This window comes from Streptomyces sp. NPDC049970 (genome assembly GCF_040660235.1).
GTDB lineage: Bacteria > Actinomycetota > Actinomycetes > Streptomycetales > Streptomycetaceae > Streptomyces.
The window spans coordinates 61384-79465 of sequence record NZ_JBFALP010000021.1; the positions used below are offsets into that span (position 1 = coordinate 61384).

At 71.7% G+C, this 18082-nt stretch carries 19 protein-coding genes; 7 read left to right on the forward strand and 12 right to left on the reverse strand.

Translation table 11 applies throughout. The annotated features are described in order from the left end of the window. Window positions 1-31 precede the first annotated feature (31 nt). Window positions 32-964 carry an ABC transporter substrate-binding protein gene (locus AB0I83_RS27440; protein ID WP_363306530.1) on the forward strand — a complete coding sequence of 311 codons (933 nt, stop codon included), beginning with the start codon at window positions 32-34 and terminating at the stop codon, window positions 962-964. Window positions 965-1030: 66 nt separating this feature from the next. Here the strand turns inward: AB0I83_RS27440 and AB0I83_RS27445 are convergent, their stop codons facing one another. Beyond that, window positions 1031-2233 carry a DUF5685 family protein gene (locus tag AB0I83_RS27445; protein ID WP_363306531.1) on the reverse strand — a complete coding sequence of 401 codons (1203 nt, stop codon included), beginning with the start codon at window positions 2231-2233 and terminating at the stop codon, window positions 1031-1033. A 309-nt stretch (window positions 2234-2542) separates the two neighbouring features. On the opposite strand from AB0I83_RS27445, the gene AB0I83_RS27450 reads away from it, so the two are divergent. Next, a complete protein-coding gene (locus AB0I83_RS27450; protein ID WP_356536031.1) occupies window positions 2543-2983 on the forward strand; it encodes a cell division protein SepF in 441 nt (146 codons plus the stop codon). Between the two features lie 22 nt (window positions 2984-3005). On the opposite strand, the gene AB0I83_RS27455 is transcribed toward AB0I83_RS27450, so the two are convergent. Together AB0I83_RS27455 and AB0I83_RS27460 are read right to left on the reverse strand one after the other, a co-directional pair. After that, window positions 3006-4226, reverse strand: coding sequence for an acyl-CoA dehydrogenase family protein (locus tag AB0I83_RS27455; RefSeq protein WP_356536030.1), 1221 nt, complete (start codon window positions 4224-4226; stop codon window positions 3006-3008). Between the two features lie 91 nt (window positions 4227-4317). Further along, complete coding sequence (locus tag AB0I83_RS27460; RefSeq protein WP_363306532.1) at window positions 4318-6048, reverse strand: MFS transporter; 1731 nt, start codon at window positions 6046-6048, stop codon at window positions 4318-4320. A gap of 480 nt (window positions 6049-6528) precedes the next feature. Here AB0I83_RS27460 and AB0I83_RS27465 point away from each other — a divergent pair, with 480 nt between their 5' ends. Continuing rightward, complete coding sequence (locus AB0I83_RS27465) at window positions 6529-7551, forward strand: phosphatase PAP2 family protein (RefSeq protein WP_356536028.1); 1023 nt, start codon at window positions 6529-6531, stop codon at window positions 7549-7551. 97 nt (window positions 7552-7648) lie between these two features. Here AB0I83_RS27465 and AB0I83_RS27470 read toward each other — a convergent pair whose 3' ends face one another. Further along, entirely contained in the window at window positions 7649-7864 is a 216-nt protein-coding gene (locus tag AB0I83_RS27470) for an I78 family peptidase inhibitor (protein WP_356536869.1), read from the reverse strand. A gap of 429 nt (window positions 7865-8293) precedes the next feature. Next, window positions 8294-9574: a glycosyltransferase gene (locus AB0I83_RS27475; protein WP_363306533.1), complete on the reverse strand. Its 1281-nt coding sequence runs from the start codon at window positions 9572-9574 to the stop codon at window positions 8294-8296. 309 nt (window positions 9575-9883) lie between these two features. On the opposite strand from AB0I83_RS27475, the gene AB0I83_RS27480 reads away from it, so the two are divergent. Further along, the gene (locus tag AB0I83_RS27480) at window positions 9884-10666 is read left to right on the forward strand and encodes a hypothetical protein (protein ID WP_356536866.1); all 783 of its coding nucleotides are present in this window, start codon (window positions 9884-9886) and stop codon (window positions 10664-10666) included. A 137-nt stretch (window positions 10667-10803) separates the two neighbouring features. Then, a complete protein-coding gene (locus AB0I83_RS27485) occupies window positions 10804-11109 on the forward strand; it encodes a hypothetical protein (RefSeq protein ID WP_363306534.1) in 306 nt (101 codons plus the stop codon). Window positions 11110-11176: 67 nt separating this feature from the next. Here the strand turns inward: AB0I83_RS27485 and der are convergent, their stop codons facing one another. The 7 genes from der to AB0I83_RS27520 form a co-directional block, all read right to left on the reverse strand. Further along, the gene (gene der, locus AB0I83_RS27490) at window positions 11177-12646 is read right to left on the reverse strand and encodes a ribosome biogenesis GTPase Der (protein WP_356536862.1); all 1470 of its coding nucleotides are present in this window, start codon (window positions 12644-12646) and stop codon (window positions 11177-11179) included. A gap of 63 nt (window positions 12647-12709) precedes the next feature. Further along, on the reverse strand, window positions 12710-13369 hold the full coding sequence (locus AB0I83_RS27495; RefSeq protein WP_363306535.1) for a lysophospholipid acyltransferase family protein: 660 nt from the start codon (window positions 13367-13369) through the stop codon (window positions 12710-12712). After that, the gene (gene cmk, locus AB0I83_RS27500; RefSeq protein ID WP_356536859.1) at window positions 13366-14082 is read right to left on the reverse strand and encodes a (d)CMP kinase; all 717 of its coding nucleotides are present in this window, start codon (window positions 14080-14082) and stop codon (window positions 13366-13368) included. The genes AB0I83_RS27495 and cmk overlap by 4 nt, the downstream gene beginning before the upstream one ends. A gap of 146 nt (window positions 14083-14228) precedes the next feature. After that, window positions 14229-15314: a prephenate dehydrogenase gene (locus tag AB0I83_RS27505; protein WP_363306536.1), complete on the reverse strand. Its 1086-nt coding sequence runs from the start codon at window positions 15312-15314 to the stop codon at window positions 14229-14231. Continuing rightward, on the reverse strand, window positions 15311-15673 hold the full coding sequence (gene aroH, locus AB0I83_RS27510; protein ID WP_356536856.1) for a chorismate mutase: 363 nt from the start codon (window positions 15671-15673) through the stop codon (window positions 15311-15313). The genes AB0I83_RS27505 and aroH overlap by 4 nt, the downstream gene beginning before the upstream one ends. A 37-nt stretch (window positions 15674-15710) precedes the next feature. After that, complete coding sequence (locus AB0I83_RS27515; protein ID WP_363306537.1) at window positions 15711-16328, reverse strand: TetR/AcrR family transcriptional regulator; 618 nt, start codon at window positions 16326-16328, stop codon at window positions 15711-15713. Window positions 16329-16345: 17 nt separating this feature from the next. Beyond that, the gene (locus tag AB0I83_RS27520) at window positions 16346-16708 is read right to left on the reverse strand and encodes a DUF1304 domain-containing protein (RefSeq protein ID WP_356843934.1); all 363 of its coding nucleotides are present in this window, start codon (window positions 16706-16708) and stop codon (window positions 16346-16348) included. A gap of 168 nt (window positions 16709-16876) precedes the next feature. Between AB0I83_RS27520 and AB0I83_RS27525 the strand changes: the two genes are divergently transcribed. Beyond that, the gene (locus tag AB0I83_RS27525; protein ID WP_363306538.1) at window positions 16877-17311 is read left to right on the forward strand and encodes a Rieske (2Fe-2S) protein; all 435 of its coding nucleotides are present in this window, start codon (window positions 16877-16879) and stop codon (window positions 17309-17311) included. 19 nt (window positions 17312-17330) lie between these two features. Then, window positions 17331-18023 carry a nucleotidyltransferase domain-containing protein gene (locus AB0I83_RS27530; RefSeq protein WP_363306539.1) on the forward strand — a complete coding sequence of 231 codons (693 nt, stop codon included), beginning with the start codon at window positions 17331-17333 and terminating at the stop codon, window positions 18021-18023. Window positions 18024-18082: the final 59 nt, after the last annotated feature.

Genomic DNA, 18082 nt, shown 5'->3' on the forward strand with positions numbered 1-18082 from the left:
GCGGGGTCGACGAACCCGGAGAAACTCCGCCATGCCCCGAACCAGGCACAACGCCGCCTTCGCGCTGATCACCGTGGCCGCTCTCTCGCTCACCGCCTGCGGGTCGGGTGATCCAACGGCTTCGCCCGCGGAGGCCGCGGGCAGGGGGAGGATCCCGTCCGCCGACGTGGTGTCGTCGGTGAAGAAGGACGAGGCCGCGGCGAATCTGCTGCCCGCGAGTGTGCGCAGCTCGGGCACCCTCTCCCTCGCGTCCAGCGTCGGGGCCCCTCCCGGTGCGTTCTACCGGGAGGACGGGAAGACCCTCGCCGGAGCCGACATCGACTTCGCGGACGCGGTGGCGAGGAAGCTCGGGCTGGAGGTGAAGCGCGAGGTGGCCTCGTTCGAGGCGATCCTGCCCGCACTGGGCAGCGGGAAGTACGACCTGGGCACGGGCAACTTCGGGGTGACGGACGAACGCCGCAGGACGATCGACTTCGTGACGTACATCAACGACGGCCAGGGGTTCGCCGTCCGCGACGACAGCAAGCTGAAGAAGGTCACCGAACTCACCCAGCTGTGCGGTCTGACCGTCGGCACCGGCGCCGGGACCACCTTCGAGGCCACCCTGGAGGAGAACAGGCACCTGTGCGCCGACGCGGGGAAGAAGCCGTACGAGGTCAGGACGTACGCCGACCAGGCAGCCGTCTGGATCTCGCTCCAGCAGGGCCGCAGCGACGTCCTGATGAGCACGATCAACGGCCTGCGCTACGCCGTGACCCAGCAGAAGGGCCTGCGCTTCCTCAACGAGTTCAAGCGGCTGGACGTCGGCTTCGCCTTCAAGAAGGGCACCCAGCTGGCACCCGCCTTCCAGGCGGCGGTGAACAGCCTCAAGAAGGACGGTACCTACGACCGCGTCCTCGAGAAGTGGGGCACCGGGGAGTCGGCCATCGAGACGTCGCAGATCTCGCCGCCCGAGATCAGGTGAGGCGGCGGACCCGGGACGGCCGCCACGGGATCAGCAGCGGTGCGGGGCAACGGGCCTGATGCTTCCTCAGCAGTCGCAGCCGCAGTCGCAGCCCTCGCCGCAGCTGCAGCAGTCGCCACAGCAGCCGCAGCCGTCGCCGCACCCCTCGCAGCAGTCGCAGCAGTCGTTCTTGTGGCAGAGCCCTTCGCGCTCCTGGCCGCTCCAGGGGTCGTGGAAGCTGCCGGCACAGCACAACTGGCAGGTGCAGGCGAGCCCGGCCCAGACCAGGCAGCCGGCTATGAGGCCGCGCCGGTTGCGGGGCGGCTCCGGCGGGAGCGGCGGGCCGGACGGGCCGCCGGGGGTCGGAGCGTACGGGTTCCCGGGCTGCGGGCCGAACGATCCGGCCGGCCCGCCGCCGGGCTGGTGGGAGCAGGACGCCGAGCCGAAGGCCCGGTCCACCGAGCGGCGCAGTTCGTGCACCAGGAGTACGTGCGCCAGCGTGCCGTCGGTGAACTCCGCGTCCCGCATCGCGAGGCGCACGCCGTGCAGCGCGTCGTCGCACAGCCGGCGGGCCTCGGTCAGCGGGGTGCCGGTCGCGGTGAGCGGGTTCCAGGCTCCTGACGCGGCGTCTGTTCCCTGGTCCTCCACGGCATCCAGCAGGTGCGCGAGGCGCCCGAAGAGCCGGCCGGCCTCGGCGAGCGGCGCGGCGTTCCGCGGCTTGCCCGCGAGCAGGGCGGTGTGCGCGAAGGCCGCGGCGGTCGCCGTCTCGGTGGGTTCGGTGACCGTCAGCAGCGGGGTGCCGGGACCGGCGAGGGACTCGATCCCGGTCTGCCGGTCGACGGCGTCGACCAGGACCGCCGTGTCGAAGCCGAGCTCGGCACCCGTACGCGCGCCGGCCCTGTCCCAGCCGGCCGCGACCCGGCGGGCCGCTGCGGCCACCGGGCGGCGCTTCAACAGCCCGTCCCGGTCAGCCACATGGTCACGCACCTTCGCGGACGCCAGCACGAGCGACACGGCGGCCGCGAGCCTGGCGCCCTCCCCGCGGGCCACCGGCGCCGTACGCATCGAGCGCAGGGGGCAGGGCCCGGCGGTACGCCGCCGCCCGGCATCCCGCACGGACTGAGCCTCCGTCAGGACCGAGACGATCAGGCCGTCGTAGTTGGTGACGACCCGGGCGAACTGTCCGTGGTCCGCGCGCAAGGCGAGGCAGAGTCCGCAGAGATGCGCCATCCACTCCGTCTTGAGCCCTTCGGACAGCCGATGGGTGCAGGGCCTCACGATTCCGAACACGACGATCCCCCGGGAGCCGTTCACCTGACGCGCCGCGCTCGTGCGCCTGCGCGGCGTGCATCGTATCGAGTGATCCGTTCACCCGTACGCACCCCATGTCACCCGTACGGACGGGAGCATCATATTTTCCTTCCGCAACCCGCCTTATACGGCATGAACCCTGACGAATCGCCACATGATCTGCACCAGTAGCGTCACGAATCGCCTGCGCGCCGCCTATCTCCTTGGCGCTGTATCCGCATCATGGACGACCATAGGGATAGGAAAGAGATGCGGAACACCACAGAACCGCGGTGAGAGGAGGCGTCCATGGGATCGGTGCGCAAGGCGAGTGCCTGGTTGGGCCTCGTGGAGAACAACGACGAGCGGTACTACGACGACGAGTACTCCGAGGACGGCGATACCGGCACGAACCAGCCCTGGGTGACCGACCCGCGCGTTCAGGTCGCGTCGGAGAAGGCCGAGGACACGGGACGCAGGATCGCCACCGTCACCCCGGACAGCTTCCGGGACGCACGAGGGATCGGCGAGCTGTTCCGGGACGGCGTGCCGGTGATCGTCAACCTGACGGCCATGGACCCCACGGACGCCAAGCGGGTCGTGGACTTCGCGGCGGGACTGACCTTCGGACTCCGCGGCTCCATCGAGCGCGTGGCCACCCGGGTCTTCCTGCTGACCCCCGCCCACACACAGGTGGTGAACGGCGAAGCCGTCGGCCGGCCGGCCGACGGCTTCTTCAACCAGAGCTGAGCGGGGCGCTCGCCGGAACGGCCTACCGGAAAGCGTCCAGGCCGGTGAGCGCCTTGCCCAGCACGAGCTGATGCATCTCGACGGTTCCCTCGTAGGTGAGGACCGACTCCAGGTTGGTCGCGTGACGCATCACCGGGTACTCCAGTGAGATTCCGTTGGCGCCGAGAATCGTCCGCGCGGTGCGGCAGATCTCGATCGCCTCCCGCACGTTGTTGAGTTTTCCGAAACTGACCTGCTCCGGACGGATCCTTCCCGCGTCCATCCGGCGGCCCAGATGGTGGGCGAGCAGGATGCCCTTGTGGAGTTCCAGGGCCATGTCCGCGAGCTTCGCCTGGGTGAGCTGGAATCCGCCGATCGGCCGGCCGAACTGCTCGCGGGACTTCGCGTAGTCCAGTGCGGCCTCGAAGCTGGCGCGCGCGGCGCCCATGGCCCCCCAGACGATGCCGTAGCGGGCGTGGCTCAGACAGCTGAGCGGTCCACGGAGCCCGGTGGCACCGGGCAGGACCGCGTCGGCCGGCAGCCGCACGCCGTCGAGGACCAGTTCGCTGGTGACCGAGGCGCGCAGCGACCACTTGTGCCTGATCTCGGGCGCAGAGAAGCCGGGGCTGTCCGTCGGGACGACGAAGCCGCGGATTCCGGAGCCGCCGCCCTCCTCGTCGGTCTGCGCCCACACCACGGCGACCCCGGCGACAGATCCGTTGGTGATCCACATCTTGCGGCCGGTGAGCACCCAGTCCGTGCCGTCGCGCTTGGCGTACGTCCGCATCCCGGCGGGATCCGAGCCGTGGTCGGGCTCGGTGAGGCCGAAGCAGCCGATGGTCTCGCCGGCCGCCATGCCTGGGAGCCAGCGCTCCTTCTGCTCCTCGGAGCCGAAGCGGTGGATGGCGTACATGGCGAGGGAACCCTGGACCGAGACCAGGGAGCGGATCCCGGAGTCGGCGGCCTCCAGCTCCAGACAGGCCAGGCCGTACTGGACCGCGGTCGCTCCCGCGCAGCCGTATCCCTTCAGGGACATGCCCAGCGCGCCGAGCGATCCCAGTTCGCGGGCCAGCTCCCGGATGCCGGGGAGCTCGCCGTTCTCGTACCACTCGGCGATGTGCGGGAGGACCCGGTCGGTGGCCCACGTGCGCACGGTGTCGCGGATCGCGAGGTCCTCCGGATCGAGGAGATCGTCGATGCCGAGGGGGTCGCGCGGGTCGAACGGAGGGAGCTTCGACGGCTTCGCGGACTCGGTGGTGGACATGAGGGTGCCTCCGGCGGATCGCACGGTAAGGAAACGCGCCACGGTACTGAAACTAGCAGTGGTAGTTAAGACGCCCCGCCGACGTTACGGCTCAGCGTGCGGCCCGTCCAGAGCCGGTCGCCTCGGCCGGTTCGCGTCGCGCCGGCAGCGCCGGCCCGTGTGCCGCCTTGGGCGGCCCGGGCCGACGCCCCACGGCGGGCCCGGCGGGGCCCGGCACGACGGGGGCGGCGGCCTGCTCCGGCACGGTGGCCACGGATTCCCGGCACTCCTCCCCGGCCGGGGAGCAGTCCATGAGGCGGGGCAGGCGCAGCGCCGCCAGCGCTCCGAGCAGCAGCAGCCCCGCACTGACCAGCAGCGTGATGTGCAGACCGTCCATGAACGCGTGCCGCGCCGTGTTCCGCAGCAGGTCGCCCATGGGCCCGCCCAGCCGCCCCGCGACCTGGTAGGCCTCGCCCAGCGAGTGCGAGGCGGCCGAGCCGGCCGCCGCCGGTACGCCCTCCTCGTGCAGCCGGGTGAGACCGGGGGCGTAGGCCGCGTTCATGACGCTGCCGAGCAACGCGATGCCCAAGCCCGCGCCCAGCTGGTAGGAGGTCTCCCCGATCGCGGCGGCGCCCCCCGCCCGTTCCGCCGGGGCCTCGCTCAGCATGGACTCGTACGCCCCGAACAGCGTGGACTGCAACCCGAATCCCAGCAGCACGAAGGCGGAGGTGAGCAGCACGGGCCGGTCGTGCTGGCCCATCAGGGTCAGCAGGAGCACCGAGGCCGCCGTGAGCACGAAGCCCCAGCCGACCATCCGGCGCGGACCGATCCGGCTCAGGGTGTACGAGCCCGTGGCACCCGCCGCCATCGCCGCGAAGGTCAGCGGCAGGAGCCGCAGACCGGTTTCCAGCGGGCTGAGGTCCAGGACCAGCTGGAGGTACTGGACCGCGATCAGCTCCAGGCCGACCAGAGCCAGCATGGCCAGGACGATGCAGCCGACGGCGGTCGTGAAGGCGGGCCGCGAGAACATCGCGATGTCGATGAGCGGATGCGTACGCCGCTTCTGCCTGCGCACGAAGAGGACGAGCAGCGCGGCGCCGGCGATCAGCGGGACCAGGGTCGCGGGGTTCAGCAGTCCCTCGCCGCCCCCGACCCGCTTGATCCCGAGTACGACACCGAGCACACCGGCCGCGGCCATCAGCGCGCCGAGCACGTCCCAGGGGCCGTCGCTCTCGCCGCGGGACTCGGGCAGCAGGAAGCGTCCGACCGGCAGGAGCAGCGCCATGAGCGGGATGTTGACCAGGAAGACCGAGCCCCACCAGTAGTGCTCGACGAGGAATCCGCCGATGACCGGCCCGGTGGCGGCCCCCACCGCGGCGACCGCGGTCCAGATGCCGATGGCGAGGGCGCGCTCGCGCCGGTCGGGGAAGACCTGGCGGAGTATCGAGAGGGTGGCCGGCATGATCATCGCTCCGCCGACGCCGAGCAGCGCACGCGCCCCGATCAGCACCCCCTGCGACCCGGCCGTCGCCGCGAGTGCGGAGGCGATCCCGAAGAGCGCGTAGCCGCAGAGCAGGACCCGGCGTCTGCCGATCCGGTCACCCAGCGTGCCGAAGAGGATGAGCAGCGAGGCACAGACGAGCGGGTAGGCGTCCACGATCCACAGCAGGCCCACGGCGCTGGGCCGCAGGTCCTCGGTGACGGCGGGGACGGCGACGTGCAGCACGGTCGCGTCCAGCGCGACCAGCAGCAGACTGAGGCAGAGGACGACCAGGACGACCCAGCGGTTGGCACCGTCGGCTGCGGCGCGCAGCTTGCTCACGGCCGTGGACGTCCCGCTCATGTACGTACCTCCCACAATGAGTCCCTCGCGCTCGGCAGACCGCTGGGGATCCGGCTTCCGGCATCCCCCGGGCCCGGCATCGACGGGCGAGTGAGCCGTCAGCGTACGCGAGTTCCGCGTGGTCACACGTGGTGCACCTCATACGTTCGCGCACCACGGGGTGTGGCGTACGCCACTTGACTCCGCGCCCGCCGGGTGCGTGGGCGGCCGCCCCTCGGCGCCGTGGCGGCGCACCTCGACCGCTCCCTGCACGCGCCCCGAATGGCATCGCCCGGAGGCGGACCGACTCGTGGTGGGCCAATTCATCGACGCTCAAACATTTCTGCGAATAACACCACGGGTGAATAGAGGGAGAGGTCGAAGCGATTCCCCACGACGCCGGGAATGGATACCGATCTGAGACATAGTCCACATCACATCGTCATCACAAAAGCGCGGGATCGGCAGGATCCCGCGCTCACTCGCTGTAACGTCCATTGTGTGCGTACCGAACTCTTTGCCCGTCTGGACCGGGAGCCGGAACCGCCGAAGATAGAGACCCCGCGGATGAGTCGCCACCGCATCGCTCTCTTCGGCGGGACTTTGGCGTTCTATCTCGCCATCGTCGTTGCCGTGCTCGTCTCGTCCTGGCTGGTGACCCTCGACTGGAAGGTCATGCTGTTCCGGCCGTACCAGCAGTGGCCCGGACTCCACGCCTTCCTCGACTACTACGTCGTGCTCGGCCAGCGCGGCCCCACGGCGGTGATGGTCGCCTCCTGGCTGGGCTGGCGCTCCTGGCGCCAGCACACGCTGCGCCCCCTGCTCACGCTCGGGACCTCGCTGCTGCTGCTCAACGTCTCGGTCGGCGCGGTCAAGTACGGCCTGGGGCGGCTGGGCCCCCACTACGCCACCCAGATCGGCTCGGCGGAGCTCTTCGCCGGCGGCGATATATTTCCTTCGGGCCACACCGCCAACGCCGTCGTGACCTGGGGAATCCTTGCCTACCTGGCCACCACGCCGCGCGCCAGGCGCTACCTGTCGGCCGTCTCGGCCTTCGTCTCCCTGGGCGTGGGGCTCACCACCGTCTACATCGGCACCCACTGGCTCAGCGACGTGCTGCTGGGGTGGGCGGCCGGCCTGCTGATCCTGCTGGCCCTGCCCTGGTTCGAGCCGCTGATCACGCGCGCCGAGGTCCTGATCCTCTCGGTGCGCGAGCAGTGGCGGGCCCGGCGCAGGCTGCGGAAGCCCGTCACCGCGGCCCCCGTCGTGCCCGAGCCGGTCCTGCTGCCGCGGGCACTCGGGGCCGGCGAGACCGCCCGTGAGGCGACGGGCAGGGGCACGGCGACCGGGTCGGCCGGTGCCACCGCTCACCCCGGGGCCACCCGGGCCAGGACGTACCCCGTGCGCTCGGAACGGACACCGCTCACCCCCGGCGGCTCCCGCCGCCCGCCGCACGCGGACCGCACGCCGCACGGCAACACCGCTGCGACGCGACCGGTGGCGGGTGGGTCGGTGACCCCCTGACCTGCGGGGGACGTGGTACGCACACCCGCCCCCGTTCATGAGTGAGGGCCCCGACCGCGGTCGGGGCCCTCACTCATGAACGGGGTACGCGGAGGTGTCAGCCGACCCAGCAGCGGGTCACGGCCGCGTCGTCGACCTCGAAGTTGATACGGCCGCCACGGAACTCCATGGTGATGACGGTGCCCGGCGGAAGAGCACGGACCGTGCTCCAGCCACGCGCTCTGGCCTGCTGTTCGGCGGCCTCGGCGGCGAGGCCCACGTAGGACTCGGGGGTGTCGTCGGGCTGGGCGGGAGAGCTCGGTAGAGGTGCCATACCCCTCACCGTAGGCCGCGCCGCACCGTGACGGAAGCGGAGCGGCCACGGACATCGGGGCATCCCCATGTACACCGGCGGTCACGCTTGTGTCACAGGATCCCCACGGTCGTTTACGGCGGGCCACTTCATCCGAACGGGCGGACGGGCGGGAGTGGACTTCAATTGCGAATGGTTCGCAGAATGCTCCCGGAGCACCCACCGACGACTGACGGCAATCGGACCGCGCCGGTCCTCACGTGTTTACCCACGCCCACGAAAAGGTGAATACACGGCCGTTGTTCCAGAATTCATTCCCGCTTATGCGGGCCTTACCCGAGCGGCCCTCTCGTCCATCCGCGGCCTCCCGGGAGGCCGCGGACCACGGCACCATCCGGAATGAATCGGTCCGGGATGCGGCGCCCGGAGAGCCTCCCCGGGCGCCCGCGCTCAGGCGCGCCCCCTGCGGATCACCCCCGCAGCCTTGTGACGCAGCGCGTACGCCCCGTCCAGCACGTCACCCCTGGAACGGTGGACCGCGTTGCGCAGACGGCCCTGCGAGCGGCCCTTCGCGCCGCCCCCGGCGAGTTCGGCGAAGAGCCTCTCGTGCCGCTCCGCGATCGGCGCCGGGTCGAACCGGGCTGCGGAGGACCGCGCGGCGCGGCCCATCCGGTGCCGCAGCGCGTCGTCGTCGACCAGGCCGAGGAGAGCGCGGGCGAAGGCGCCGGTGTCCCCCAGCGGTACCAGCCGGCCGTCCGTGCCGTCCTCGATGATCTCGGCGGGTCCGTGCGGGCAGTCGGTGGCGACGACCGGTACCCCGCAGCGCATCGCCTCCACGATGGTCATCCCGAAGGACTCGCGCTCGGAGGTGACGGCGGCGATGGACCCCTTGGGCCACTCCGCCTCCATCGGGTCGGCGGAGCCCATGAGGAACACCCGCTCACCGAGCCCGAGCTCCTCGACGAGTGCGCGCAGGGGCTGCTGCTCGTCGCCCGACGCGTCCCCGGCGCCGTAGATCCGCAGGCGCCACTCCGGGCGCGCGGCGGCGACCTCGGCGAAGGCCCGGATCAGGACGTCGTACCGCTTGACCCGGTGGAGCCGGCCCGCCGCCACAATCCACTTCGCGTCGCAGTCGGCCGGCGGGCGGGCCGGCTCGGGAACGCTGTTCGGAATGGCCTCGATCCTCACCCCGGGCAGCCGCAGCCTGGTGCGGTAGTCACGCGCGTCGGCCTCGGTGACGGTCGTGACCGCGTCGAACAGTCCGTAGCGGTGCCGTATCTCCCTGCGCAGCCGGTAGCTGTGGCTCTCCAGGGTCAGGTGCTCCTGCCCGACGCGCACCGGACCGCACCGCGCCTGCCGGCTGATGTGGATGTTGAGACCAGGACGCGTGCCCACCACGACGTCGGCCTCCATCGCGCCGAGGTGGGCGGCGATGCGGGCGTCGGTGAGCCCGCTGTACTGCCGGTGCCTGGTGTCGCCCCGCGGGAACACCGTTGCGGGTGCGGCGTGTTCGGCGCGGTCTCCCTCGTACCCAGGGCTCGACCGGCGCAGGTCGACGAGGTGGCTCATCCGCACACCGGCCGGCGCACCGAGCGCCGGGGCGTCGCGGTGCCGGAAGACGGAGACGATCTCGACGTCGTGCTGCTCGGCCAGGGTCGTGGCGAGCGTGAAGGTGGTACGGATCGTTCCCCCGATGCCGTACGCGTTGTGGAGCAGGAATGAAATGTGCATTGCGTAGTCGTTTCCCCTGTTCGACTGGTCAGCTTCGGACCTTACGTGCCGTCAGGAGAAGTCACAGCATTCGTACAGGAGTCATACAGACCCGTGACATTTCGAACGAAGCGCCGCGCGAAAGCCCCGACTTCACGGAATGGTCGACTCCGGATCACCTCGCCATCTGCTCGTCCTTCGACCTGCCCGCCCTGTCGCGGAACTGCCCCGTAATCACCTCGATTCGCGCGTGACCCCGGCCCAGGTAAGCCCGTTGTCTTCATGAGCCGGGAACCGCCCGGCCCACGCCCCGAGTTCGAGGAGCCACCCTTGCCGCGCATGCTCGACGTCAGCGAGGACGTACGCGCCGAGATCGGCGATGCCGAAGCCGACAGGCTGCTCGTCGGCGACAGCGCCCCCGGCAGTTACGACTGCACCTCCTGCCGCACCCCCGGCGACTCCGACCAGGAACGCACCAGCACCGTGCTGTTCGTGGGCGACGAGACCGCCGTGCTCGCCTTCGCCCACGCGACCTGCATCCCCTCGCAGGTCGTCCAGGTCGCGGAGGACCAGCTCCAGGGGGCCGTGCGGTCCATCACCGGCAGTGAGCCACAGAATCCGGAGGGCCTCATGCCCGAACAGGCCGTCCTCGGCATCACCAGCGGTCTCGTCCTGATCGAGGACGACCTCCGCCCGGCGCTGGTCGTCGAACCGACCGGGCCGATCGCCCGGCCGGGTACGGACGGCAGCGGCGGCGACCAGTTCCTCCAGCTGCTGCTGGAGCAGGGCTTCCTGCCCGCCCCGGACCTGAACCGGCTCCCCGGTGTCCTCCCCGGCTGGTCCGTCCTCCTCGCCATGGGGCAGCTGCACGCGGTGCTGCAACCGGGCGCCGGCGGCGGCAACCCGGTCGCCTGGTGGCAGGCCCATCAGCCGCTCCAGGTCACCGAGGGCTGGCGGTCCGCGGCGAACAAGTCGCACAGCGTGCTCGTGTTCGCCGCGCCCGCCGGCTCCATCGGTCAGCAGCCGCGCGAGGACCTGCTCCGGGACGCGCTGGACAAGGCCGCGGTCAACGGCCTCCTGGTGGCCGCGACGATGCCGCTGGCCGGGACCTGATCGTGTCCGCGGCGCCCTCTCCTACCCGCCGAACAGCGTTTTCTCCGTCCGGCCCGCATCCGACGGGCGGTGAGGTCGTTGGCACCTACGTGCACTCATACGACCCTTCTCGCCAGCAGCAGCCCCCGATTCCGGCCATGCGCCCGTCGCAGGACCCCTCGGGCGGCAAGTCCCCCACCCCGATCTACGACGCGCTGTACTCCGAGTACCGGCGATCGTTCCGGGCGCTTCCGGGGGATCGCGCCGGCGAGGAGAATCTCGGCTTCAGAACGTTCGGCATCGGGATGTTCGGCAGCCGTGCACCGCTGAACGGCCGTACGTCGGCGAACGCACAGGGCAGCCACGGCGCCGGCGGGGGCAACCCCGGCTCCTGGCAGCGCGTGGGACGGCACGCGGGGCGTGCCAGGCCCGCGGCGCTGCCGCCCGGGTCCACGGACTCCTGACGGTACGACGAGGCCCCGGACACCCGCTCGGAAGAGCGGCGGTCCGGGGCCTCGTCGTACCTCTGGCTCACTTCTTGCGGCCACGCTTCTCGCGCACCCGCACCGAGATGTGCAGCGGAGTCCCCTCGAAGCCGAACTCCTCGCGCAGACGGCGCTCGACGAAGCGGCGGTAGCCGTGCTCCAGGAAGCCCGAGGCGAAGAGCACGAAGCGCGGGGGCTTGACCCCGGCCTGTGTGCCGAAGAGGATGCGGGGCTGCTTGCCGCCGCGCACCGGGTGCGGGTGGGAGGCGACGATCTCACCGAGGAAGGCGTTCAGCCGACCGGTGGAGATACGGGTCTCCCAACCCTTGATCGCGGTCTCGATGGCCGGGACCAGCTTCTCCATGTGCCGGCCGGTGACGGCCGAGACGTTGACGCGCGGGGCCCAGGCGACCTGCGCGAGCTCCGTGTCGATCTCGCGCTCCAGGTAGTAGCGGCGCTCCTCGTCGAGGGTGTCCCACTTGTTGAAGGCGATCACGACGGCACGGCCGGCTTCCACGGCCATCGTGACGATCCGCTGGTCCTGGACGCTGATCGACTCGCTGGAGTCGATCAGGATGACGGCGACCTCGGCCTTCTCCACGGCGGCCGCGGTACGCAGCGACGCGTAGTAGTCCGCGCCCTCCTGGAGGTGGACCTTGCGGCGGATGCCGGCCGTGTCGATGAACTTCCAGGTGATGCCGCCGAGCTTGATCAGCTCGTCGACCGGGTCACGGGTGGTACCGGCCAGCGCGTTGACGACGACGCGGTCCTCACCGGCGACCTTGTTCAGCAGGGAGGACTTGCCGACGTTCGGGCGGCCGATGAGCGCGATGCGGCGCGGGCCGCCCAGCGCGCTGCCGAAGGTCTGCGCGGGGGCCTCGGGCAGGGCCTCGAGTACGGCGTCCAGCATGTCGCCGGTGCCGCGTCCGTGCAGGGAGGAGACCGGGTGCGGCTCGCCGAGTCCGAGCGACCACAGTGCGGTCGCGTCGGCCTCGCCACTCTGTCCGTCGACCTTGTTGGCGCACAGGACGACGGGCTTGCCGGCCCTGCGGAGCAGCTTGACGACGGCCGCGTCGGTGTCGGTGGCACCGACGGTGGCGTCGACCACGAAGACGACCGCGTCGGCGGTCTCGATCGCGTACTCGGCCTGGGCGGCGACGGAGGCGTCGAGGCCGAGCACGTCCTGCTCCCAGCCGCCGGTGTCGACGACCTTGAAGCGGCGCCCGGCCCATTCGGCCTCGTAGCTGACGCGGTCACGGGTGACACCGGGCTTGTCCTGCACGACGGCCTCGCGGCGGCCGATGATCCGGTTCACCAGGGTCGACTTGCCGACGTTCGGGCGGCCGACGACGGCGAGCACGGGAAGCGGTCCGTGACCGGCCTCACCGATCGCGCCCTCGACCTCCTCGGGGTCGAACCCCTCCTGCGCGGCGAGCTCCATGAACTCCGCGTACTCGGCGTCGCCAAGTGCTCCGTGCTCGTGGTCCGAGCCGTCGGAGTGAATCTGGTCGTTCATGAAGTCCGTTCCTCTTTGCATCATCATCGATGGGCCACGATCGCGCGGCCCACTACTCAAGTGTCACAGGCGTCCGGTGAGACGCCTCGCGTTTGCGAGGTGGGCGGTCAGCTCGCCCTGGATCCGCAGTGTCGCCTCGTCCAGCGCCCTCCTGGTGCGCCGGCCGCTGCCGTCGCCGGCCTGGAAGGCGTCGCCGAAGACGACGTCGACCCGGCTGCGCAGCGGAGGCAGTGCCGGTATCAGCCGGCCGCGCCCCTCCGTGCTTCCCAGGACCGCGACGGGGACGATCGGCGCCCCGCCACGCACCGCGAAGTACGCGAGCCCCGCGCGGAGGGAGGCGAAGTCACCCTCTCCCCTGGTGCCCTCGGGGAAGATCCCGAGGACCCCGCCGTCCGCCAGCACGCCGAGTGCCTGTGTGATGGCGGTGCGGTCGACGGTCGTACGGTCCACCTTCAGCTGCCCGATTCCTCTCAGGAACGGGTCGAGGGGGCCGACGAACGCCTCCTTCTTGATCAGGAAGTGGACGGGCCTGGGCGCGGTGCCCATCAGCATCGGTCCGTCGAGGTTGTGCGCGTGGTTCACCGCGAGTATGACGGGTCCGGCGGTGGGGACCCGCCACGCGCCGAGCACACGGGGCCTGAACAGCCCGTACATGAGACCGATGCCGATCCCGCGCCCGACGGCCGCTCCGCGCAGCTTGGGCGCGGCGGTGGCTTCGGTCACTTCGCGGCCTGCTTCTCCCCGACGAGGGTGACGACGCACTCGATGACCTGCGCGAGGGTCAGCTCGGTGGTGTCCACCTCGACGGCGTCCCCGGCCTTGGCCAGCGGCGAGGTCTTGCGGCCGGAGTCGGCGGCGTCCCGCCTGATCAGGGCCTCACGGGTGGCGGCCAGGTCGGAGCCCTTGACCTCGCCGCTGCGGCGGGCGGCGCGCGCCTCGGGGGAGGCCGTCAGGAAGATCTTGATGTCGGCGTCGGGCAGCACGGTGGTGCCGATGTCACGGCCCTCGACGACGATGCCCCCCTCGGCCTCGTTGGCGATGGAGCGCTGCAGCTCGGTGATCAGGGCGCGCACCTCGGGCACCGCGCTGACGGCGCTGACCTTGGAGGTGACCTCCTGGGTACGGATCGGACCGGAGGCGTCCTCGCCGTCCACGGTGATCGTCGGCGCGGACGGGTCGGTGCCGGAGACGATGACCGGCTTGGCGGCGGCCGTGGCGATCTCGGTCGCGTCCTGTACGTCGATGCCGTTGTTCAGCATCCACCACGTGATCGCGCGGTACTGGGCGCCGGTGTCCAGGTAGCTCAGGCCGAGCTGGGACGCGACGGCCTTGGAGGTGCTGGACTTGCCCGTGCCGGAGGGGCCGTCGATGGCGACGATCACTGCGGCCGGGGCGGTCCGGGCGGCGGCGCTTGCGGTTTCCACGGTGGTGGACACCTTCCTGGTACACGGGGGCGGGCGAGACGGGCCGTGCAACGGCCTCCCCCAAGGTTACCGAGTGCGCGAAGCGGCTTTGTACCCCTGGGCCGCCCCTTGGCCGCCCTGGGGCCGCTGCCTGGCCCGCAGCCGGTACCGCCGGTCCGTCAGGGCCGGATCGACCAGCCGCGTTCGGCGAGCGCCGCGCTCAGCGAGGGTGCCGCGCTCGGCTCGACCATCAGCTGCACCAGACCGGCCTGCTGACCGGTGGCGTGCTCGATACGGACGTCCTCGACGTTGACCCCGGCGCGGCCGGCGTCGGCGAAGATCGCGGCCAGCTCCCCCGGGCGGTCGCTGATGAGCACGGCCACGACCTCGTACGGCGCCGGGGCGGCCCCGTGCTTGCCGGGCACCCTGACCCGGCCGGCGTTGCCGCGCCGGAGGACGTCCTCGATGCCCGCGGTGCCCGTGCGGCGCTTGTCCTCGTCGGCGGACTGCAGGGCGCGCAGGGCCAGGACCGTCTCGTCCAGGTCGGCGGCGACCCCGGCCAGCACATCGGCGACCGGGCCGGGGTTGGCGGAGAGGATCTCCACCCACATCCGGGGATCGGAGGCGGCGATCCTGGTGACGTCCCTGATCCCCTGGCCGCACAGGCGCACGGCCGTCTCGTCGGCCTCCTCCAGCCGGGCGGCCACCATCGAGGAGATGAGCTGCGGGGTGTGGGAGACGAGGGCGACCGCGCGGTCGTGGGCGTCGGCGTCCATGACGACGGGGACCGCACGGCAGAGCGCGACCAGTTCCAGGGCGAGGTTGAGGACCTCGGTGTCGGTGTCCCGGGTCGGGGTGAGGACCCAGGGGCGGCCCTCGAACAGGTCGGCGGTGGCCGCGAGGGGTCCGGAGCGCTCCTTGCCGGCCATGGGGTGCGTCCCGATGTACGGCGTGAGGTCGACGCCGAGCGCCTCCAGCTCGCGGCGCGGACCGCCCTTGACGCTGGCGACGTCGAGGTAGGCGCGGGCGGCCCCCTCGCGCATCGCCGTGGCGAGCACGGTGGCGGTGTGGGCGGGCGGTACGGCGATGACCGCCAGGTCCACGGGCCCCTCGGGCGGCTCGTCCGTACCGGCCCCGATGGCGGCGGCTGTGTGCACCGAGGAGGGGTCCCTGTCGACGAGGTGCACCTGGACGCCGCGCCCCGCGAGGGCGAGGGCAGCGGAGGTCCCGACCAGGCCGGTTCCGATGACGAGGGCTGTTCTCACTGGGCGATGTCCTTGCGGAGGGCGCCGGTGGCGCCGAGGTAGACGTGGCTGATCTCCGTCTTGGAGAGATCCGTCTCCACATGCGCCAGTATGCGGACCACCCGGGGCATCGCCCCCGCGATGTCGAGTTCCTGGGCGCAGATCAGGGGTACGTCGACGATGCCGAGGCCACGGGCGGCGGCGGCCGGGAAGTCGCTGTGCAGATCGGGGGTGGCCGTGAACCAGACGCTGATCAGGTCGTCCGCGACGATCTCGTTGCGCTCCAGGAGGGCGGTGAGGAGCTCACTCACCCGCTCGTCCATGTGACCGGCTTCGTCCCGCTCCAGCTGGACGGCTCCACGGACTGCTCGTACCGCCACGTTCCTACCCCTTGAATCCGTCGTGCTGCGTGCCCTTTCAGCCTAGAGGTGCGGCGGGCGGGCCGGTCACCGTGCTCTGTCCGTGAGACGCCGCGGCGGCGTGCACCGCGAGGAGCATGCGCCAGACCCGGCCGGCGAGCTGCTCCGGGGTGGCGTCGATCCGGTCGTGGACCCAGTCGGTGAGCACACCGGTGAACAGACCGGCCACGGCGCTGGCGGTGAGGTCGTGGCCGCTTCCGGCGGGCCTGCGCCGGTTCAGCTCGTCGAGGCTGTACTGCCGGAGCTCCCGGTGCAGCAGCTCCCCGAGGGGACCGCCGCCCGGCCCGAGCAGGCTCCGGTGGACAGGGGCCCTGCCGCGGATCTCCCGGAGCAGGACGACGAGCTCACGCGGCGGCGCGTCCGGGCCGGGCGGCGTACGGCCCCAGGCGTGCAGCGCCTCGACCGCCTCTCTTACGATGTCGGCGCAGGCGTCCACGGCGAGGGCGCGCAGATCGTCGTAGTGCAGGTAGAAGGTGGCGCGCCCGACGCCCGCCCCGCGCACCACGTCCGCCACACCGATCCGTTCCAGCGGCCGCTCGGCGCAGGCCGCCAGCAGCGCCTCGCGGAGCTTCGCCCGGGTGCGCGCGGTGCGCGGGTCGCCGCTGCCGTCCGTCACCGCCGGGGGCACCCGGCTCAGCCCGCGGCGAGGACGAGGGCGAGGGCTGCCGCGGCCGGTGCCGCCTGGACGTACAGGATCTTGCGGCTGACGGTGGCGGCTCCGTACACCCCGGCGACGACCAGACAGCTCAGGAAGAAGATCTGCGCCTGGTGGGCGACGGGATCGCCCGCGACCAGGCTCCAGACCAGCCCGGCGGCCATGAAGCCGTTGTAGAGGCCCTGGTTGGCGGCGAGGGTGGCGCTCTCCCGGGAGAACGCCTCGGTCGTGCCGAAGGCCTTGCGGCCGCGCGGGGTGTCCCAGAGGAACATCTCCAGGACGAGGAAGTAGGCGTGGATCAGCGCGACGAGCGCGACCAGCACCTGGGCGGCGGTCTCCATGGCGTGCGGCCTCCTGTGGATGGATTTCCTGGACGACTGTACAGGAAATCTGCCTTCGGTCACCCGCCCGGACGCACCCGCCGCCCGGTTGCTTCGTCCGTGCGGCCCACCGCGCCACGATGCCTCTCACCGGCCACCGCACCAGGCGGCCGCCACACGAGGAGTGCCATGAACGCACGGCGAAGGACGGTCCTCACGGCAGGCGCCGCCGCACTGGCGACCGGCTGCGGCTCGTCCGGAGACGGGGGCGGGGACGGCGACGGGAGCGCGGCCCCGGCCACCGCCCCGGAGACCACCGGGTCCCCGCACGCCTCCGGCGGGGAGCTGACCCGGACCTCCGGCGTCCCGGTCGGCGGCGGGAAGATCTTCAAGGACCGCAAGGTCGTGGTGACCCAGCCCGTGGCGGGCGACTTCAAGGCCTTCTCCGCGGTCTGCACCCACGCGGGCTGCATCGTCGCGTCGGTCGCCGACGGCACGATCAACTGCCCGTGCCACGGCAGCAGGTTCAGCATCACGGACGCCGCGGTCGAGGCGGGTCCCGCGCCGCGCCCGCTGCCCGCCGAGCGGATCACCGTCGAGGGCGACAGCATCCGCCTCGGGTAGGCCGCGTAACCTCGCGCGCATGACCACCCCTGCGGCCGATGCCCTCGTACGCGAGCACACGGTCTACTCGTGCGTGATGGGCTCCCGCGCCTTCGGGCTGGCCACCGACGGCAGCGACACGGACCGGCGCGGGGTGTTCGTCGCACCCACCCCGCTGTTCTGGGGCTTCACCAAGCCACCGGCCCATGTGGACGGCCCCGGTGAGGAGCAGTTCTCCTGGGAGCTGGAGCGCTTCTGCGAGCTGGCGCTGCGGGCCAACCCCAACGTGCTGGAGTGCCTGCACTCACCGCTCGTGGAGCACATCGACGACACCGGCCGGGAACTGCTCGGCCTGCGTGGGGCGTTCCTGTCCCGCCGGGCCCACGAGACCTACGTGCGCTATGCGATGGGGCAGCGCAGGAAGCTGGAGGCCGACGTCCGGCAGCACGGCGCTCCGCGCTGGAAGCACGCCATGCACCTGCTGCGGCTGCTGGCCGGCGGCCGGGACCTGCTGCGGACGGGTGAGCTGGTCATCGGGGTCGGCGACGCGCGCGACGAGCTCCTCGCGGTGAAGCGGGGCGAGATCCCGTGGTCCGAGGTGGAGCGGCGGATGACACGCCTGGCCCGGGAGAACGACGAGGCTGCCTCCGGCTCCCCGCTGCCGCCGGAACCGGACCGGGCACGCGTGGAGGCGTTCCTCGTACGGACCCGGCGGGCGTCGGCCCTCGGCTGACCGAGCCGCGCGCGGGCGACGAGGTCGTACGGCGCGTCGAACCCCGACCGGGCCCCCAG

Bases quoted from the DNA above. Each gene is read 5' to 3' on its own strand.
- AB0I83_RS27520 (WP_356843934.1), bottom strand. From the start codon at position 16,708: ATGGAGACCGCCGCCCAGGTGCTGGTCGCGCTCGTCGCGCTGATCCAC.
- AB0I83_RS27455 (WP_356536030.1), bottom strand. From the start codon at position 4,226: ATGTCCACCACCGAGTCCGCGAAGCCGTCGAAGCTCCCTCCGTTCGAC.
- AB0I83_RS27460 (WP_363306532.1), bottom strand. From the start codon at position 6,048: ATGAGCGGGACGTCCACGGCCGTGAGCAAGCTGCGCGCCGCAGCCGAC.
- AB0I83_RS27525 (WP_363306538.1), top strand. From the start codon at position 16,877: ATGAACGCACGGCGAAGGACGGTCCTCACGGCAGGCGCCGCCGCACTG.
- der (WP_356536862.1), bottom strand. From the start codon at position 12,646: ATGAACGACCAGATTCACTCCGACGGCTCGGACCACGAGCACGGAGCA.
- AB0I83_RS27530 (WP_363306539.1), top strand. From the start codon at position 17,331: ATGACCACCCCTGCGGCCGATGCCCTCGTACGCGAGCACACGGTCTAC.
- AB0I83_RS27450 (WP_356536031.1), top strand. From the start codon at position 2,543: ATGGGATCGGTGCGCAAGGCGAGTGCCTGGTTGGGCCTCGTGGAGAAC.
- AB0I83_RS27470 (WP_356536869.1), bottom strand. From the start codon at position 7,864: ATGGCACCTCTACCGAGCTCTCCCGCCCAGCCCGACGACACCCCCGAG.
- AB0I83_RS27475 (WP_363306533.1), bottom strand. From the start codon at position 9,574: ATGCACATTTCATTCCTGCTCCACAACGCGTACGGCATCGGGGGAACG.
- AB0I83_RS27485 (WP_363306534.1), top strand. From the start codon at position 10,804: ATGCGCCCGTCGCAGGACCCCTCGGGCGGCAAGTCCCCCACCCCGATC.
- AB0I83_RS27440 (WP_363306530.1), top strand. From the start codon at position 32: ATGCCCCGAACCAGGCACAACGCCGCCTTCGCGCTGATCACCGTGGCC.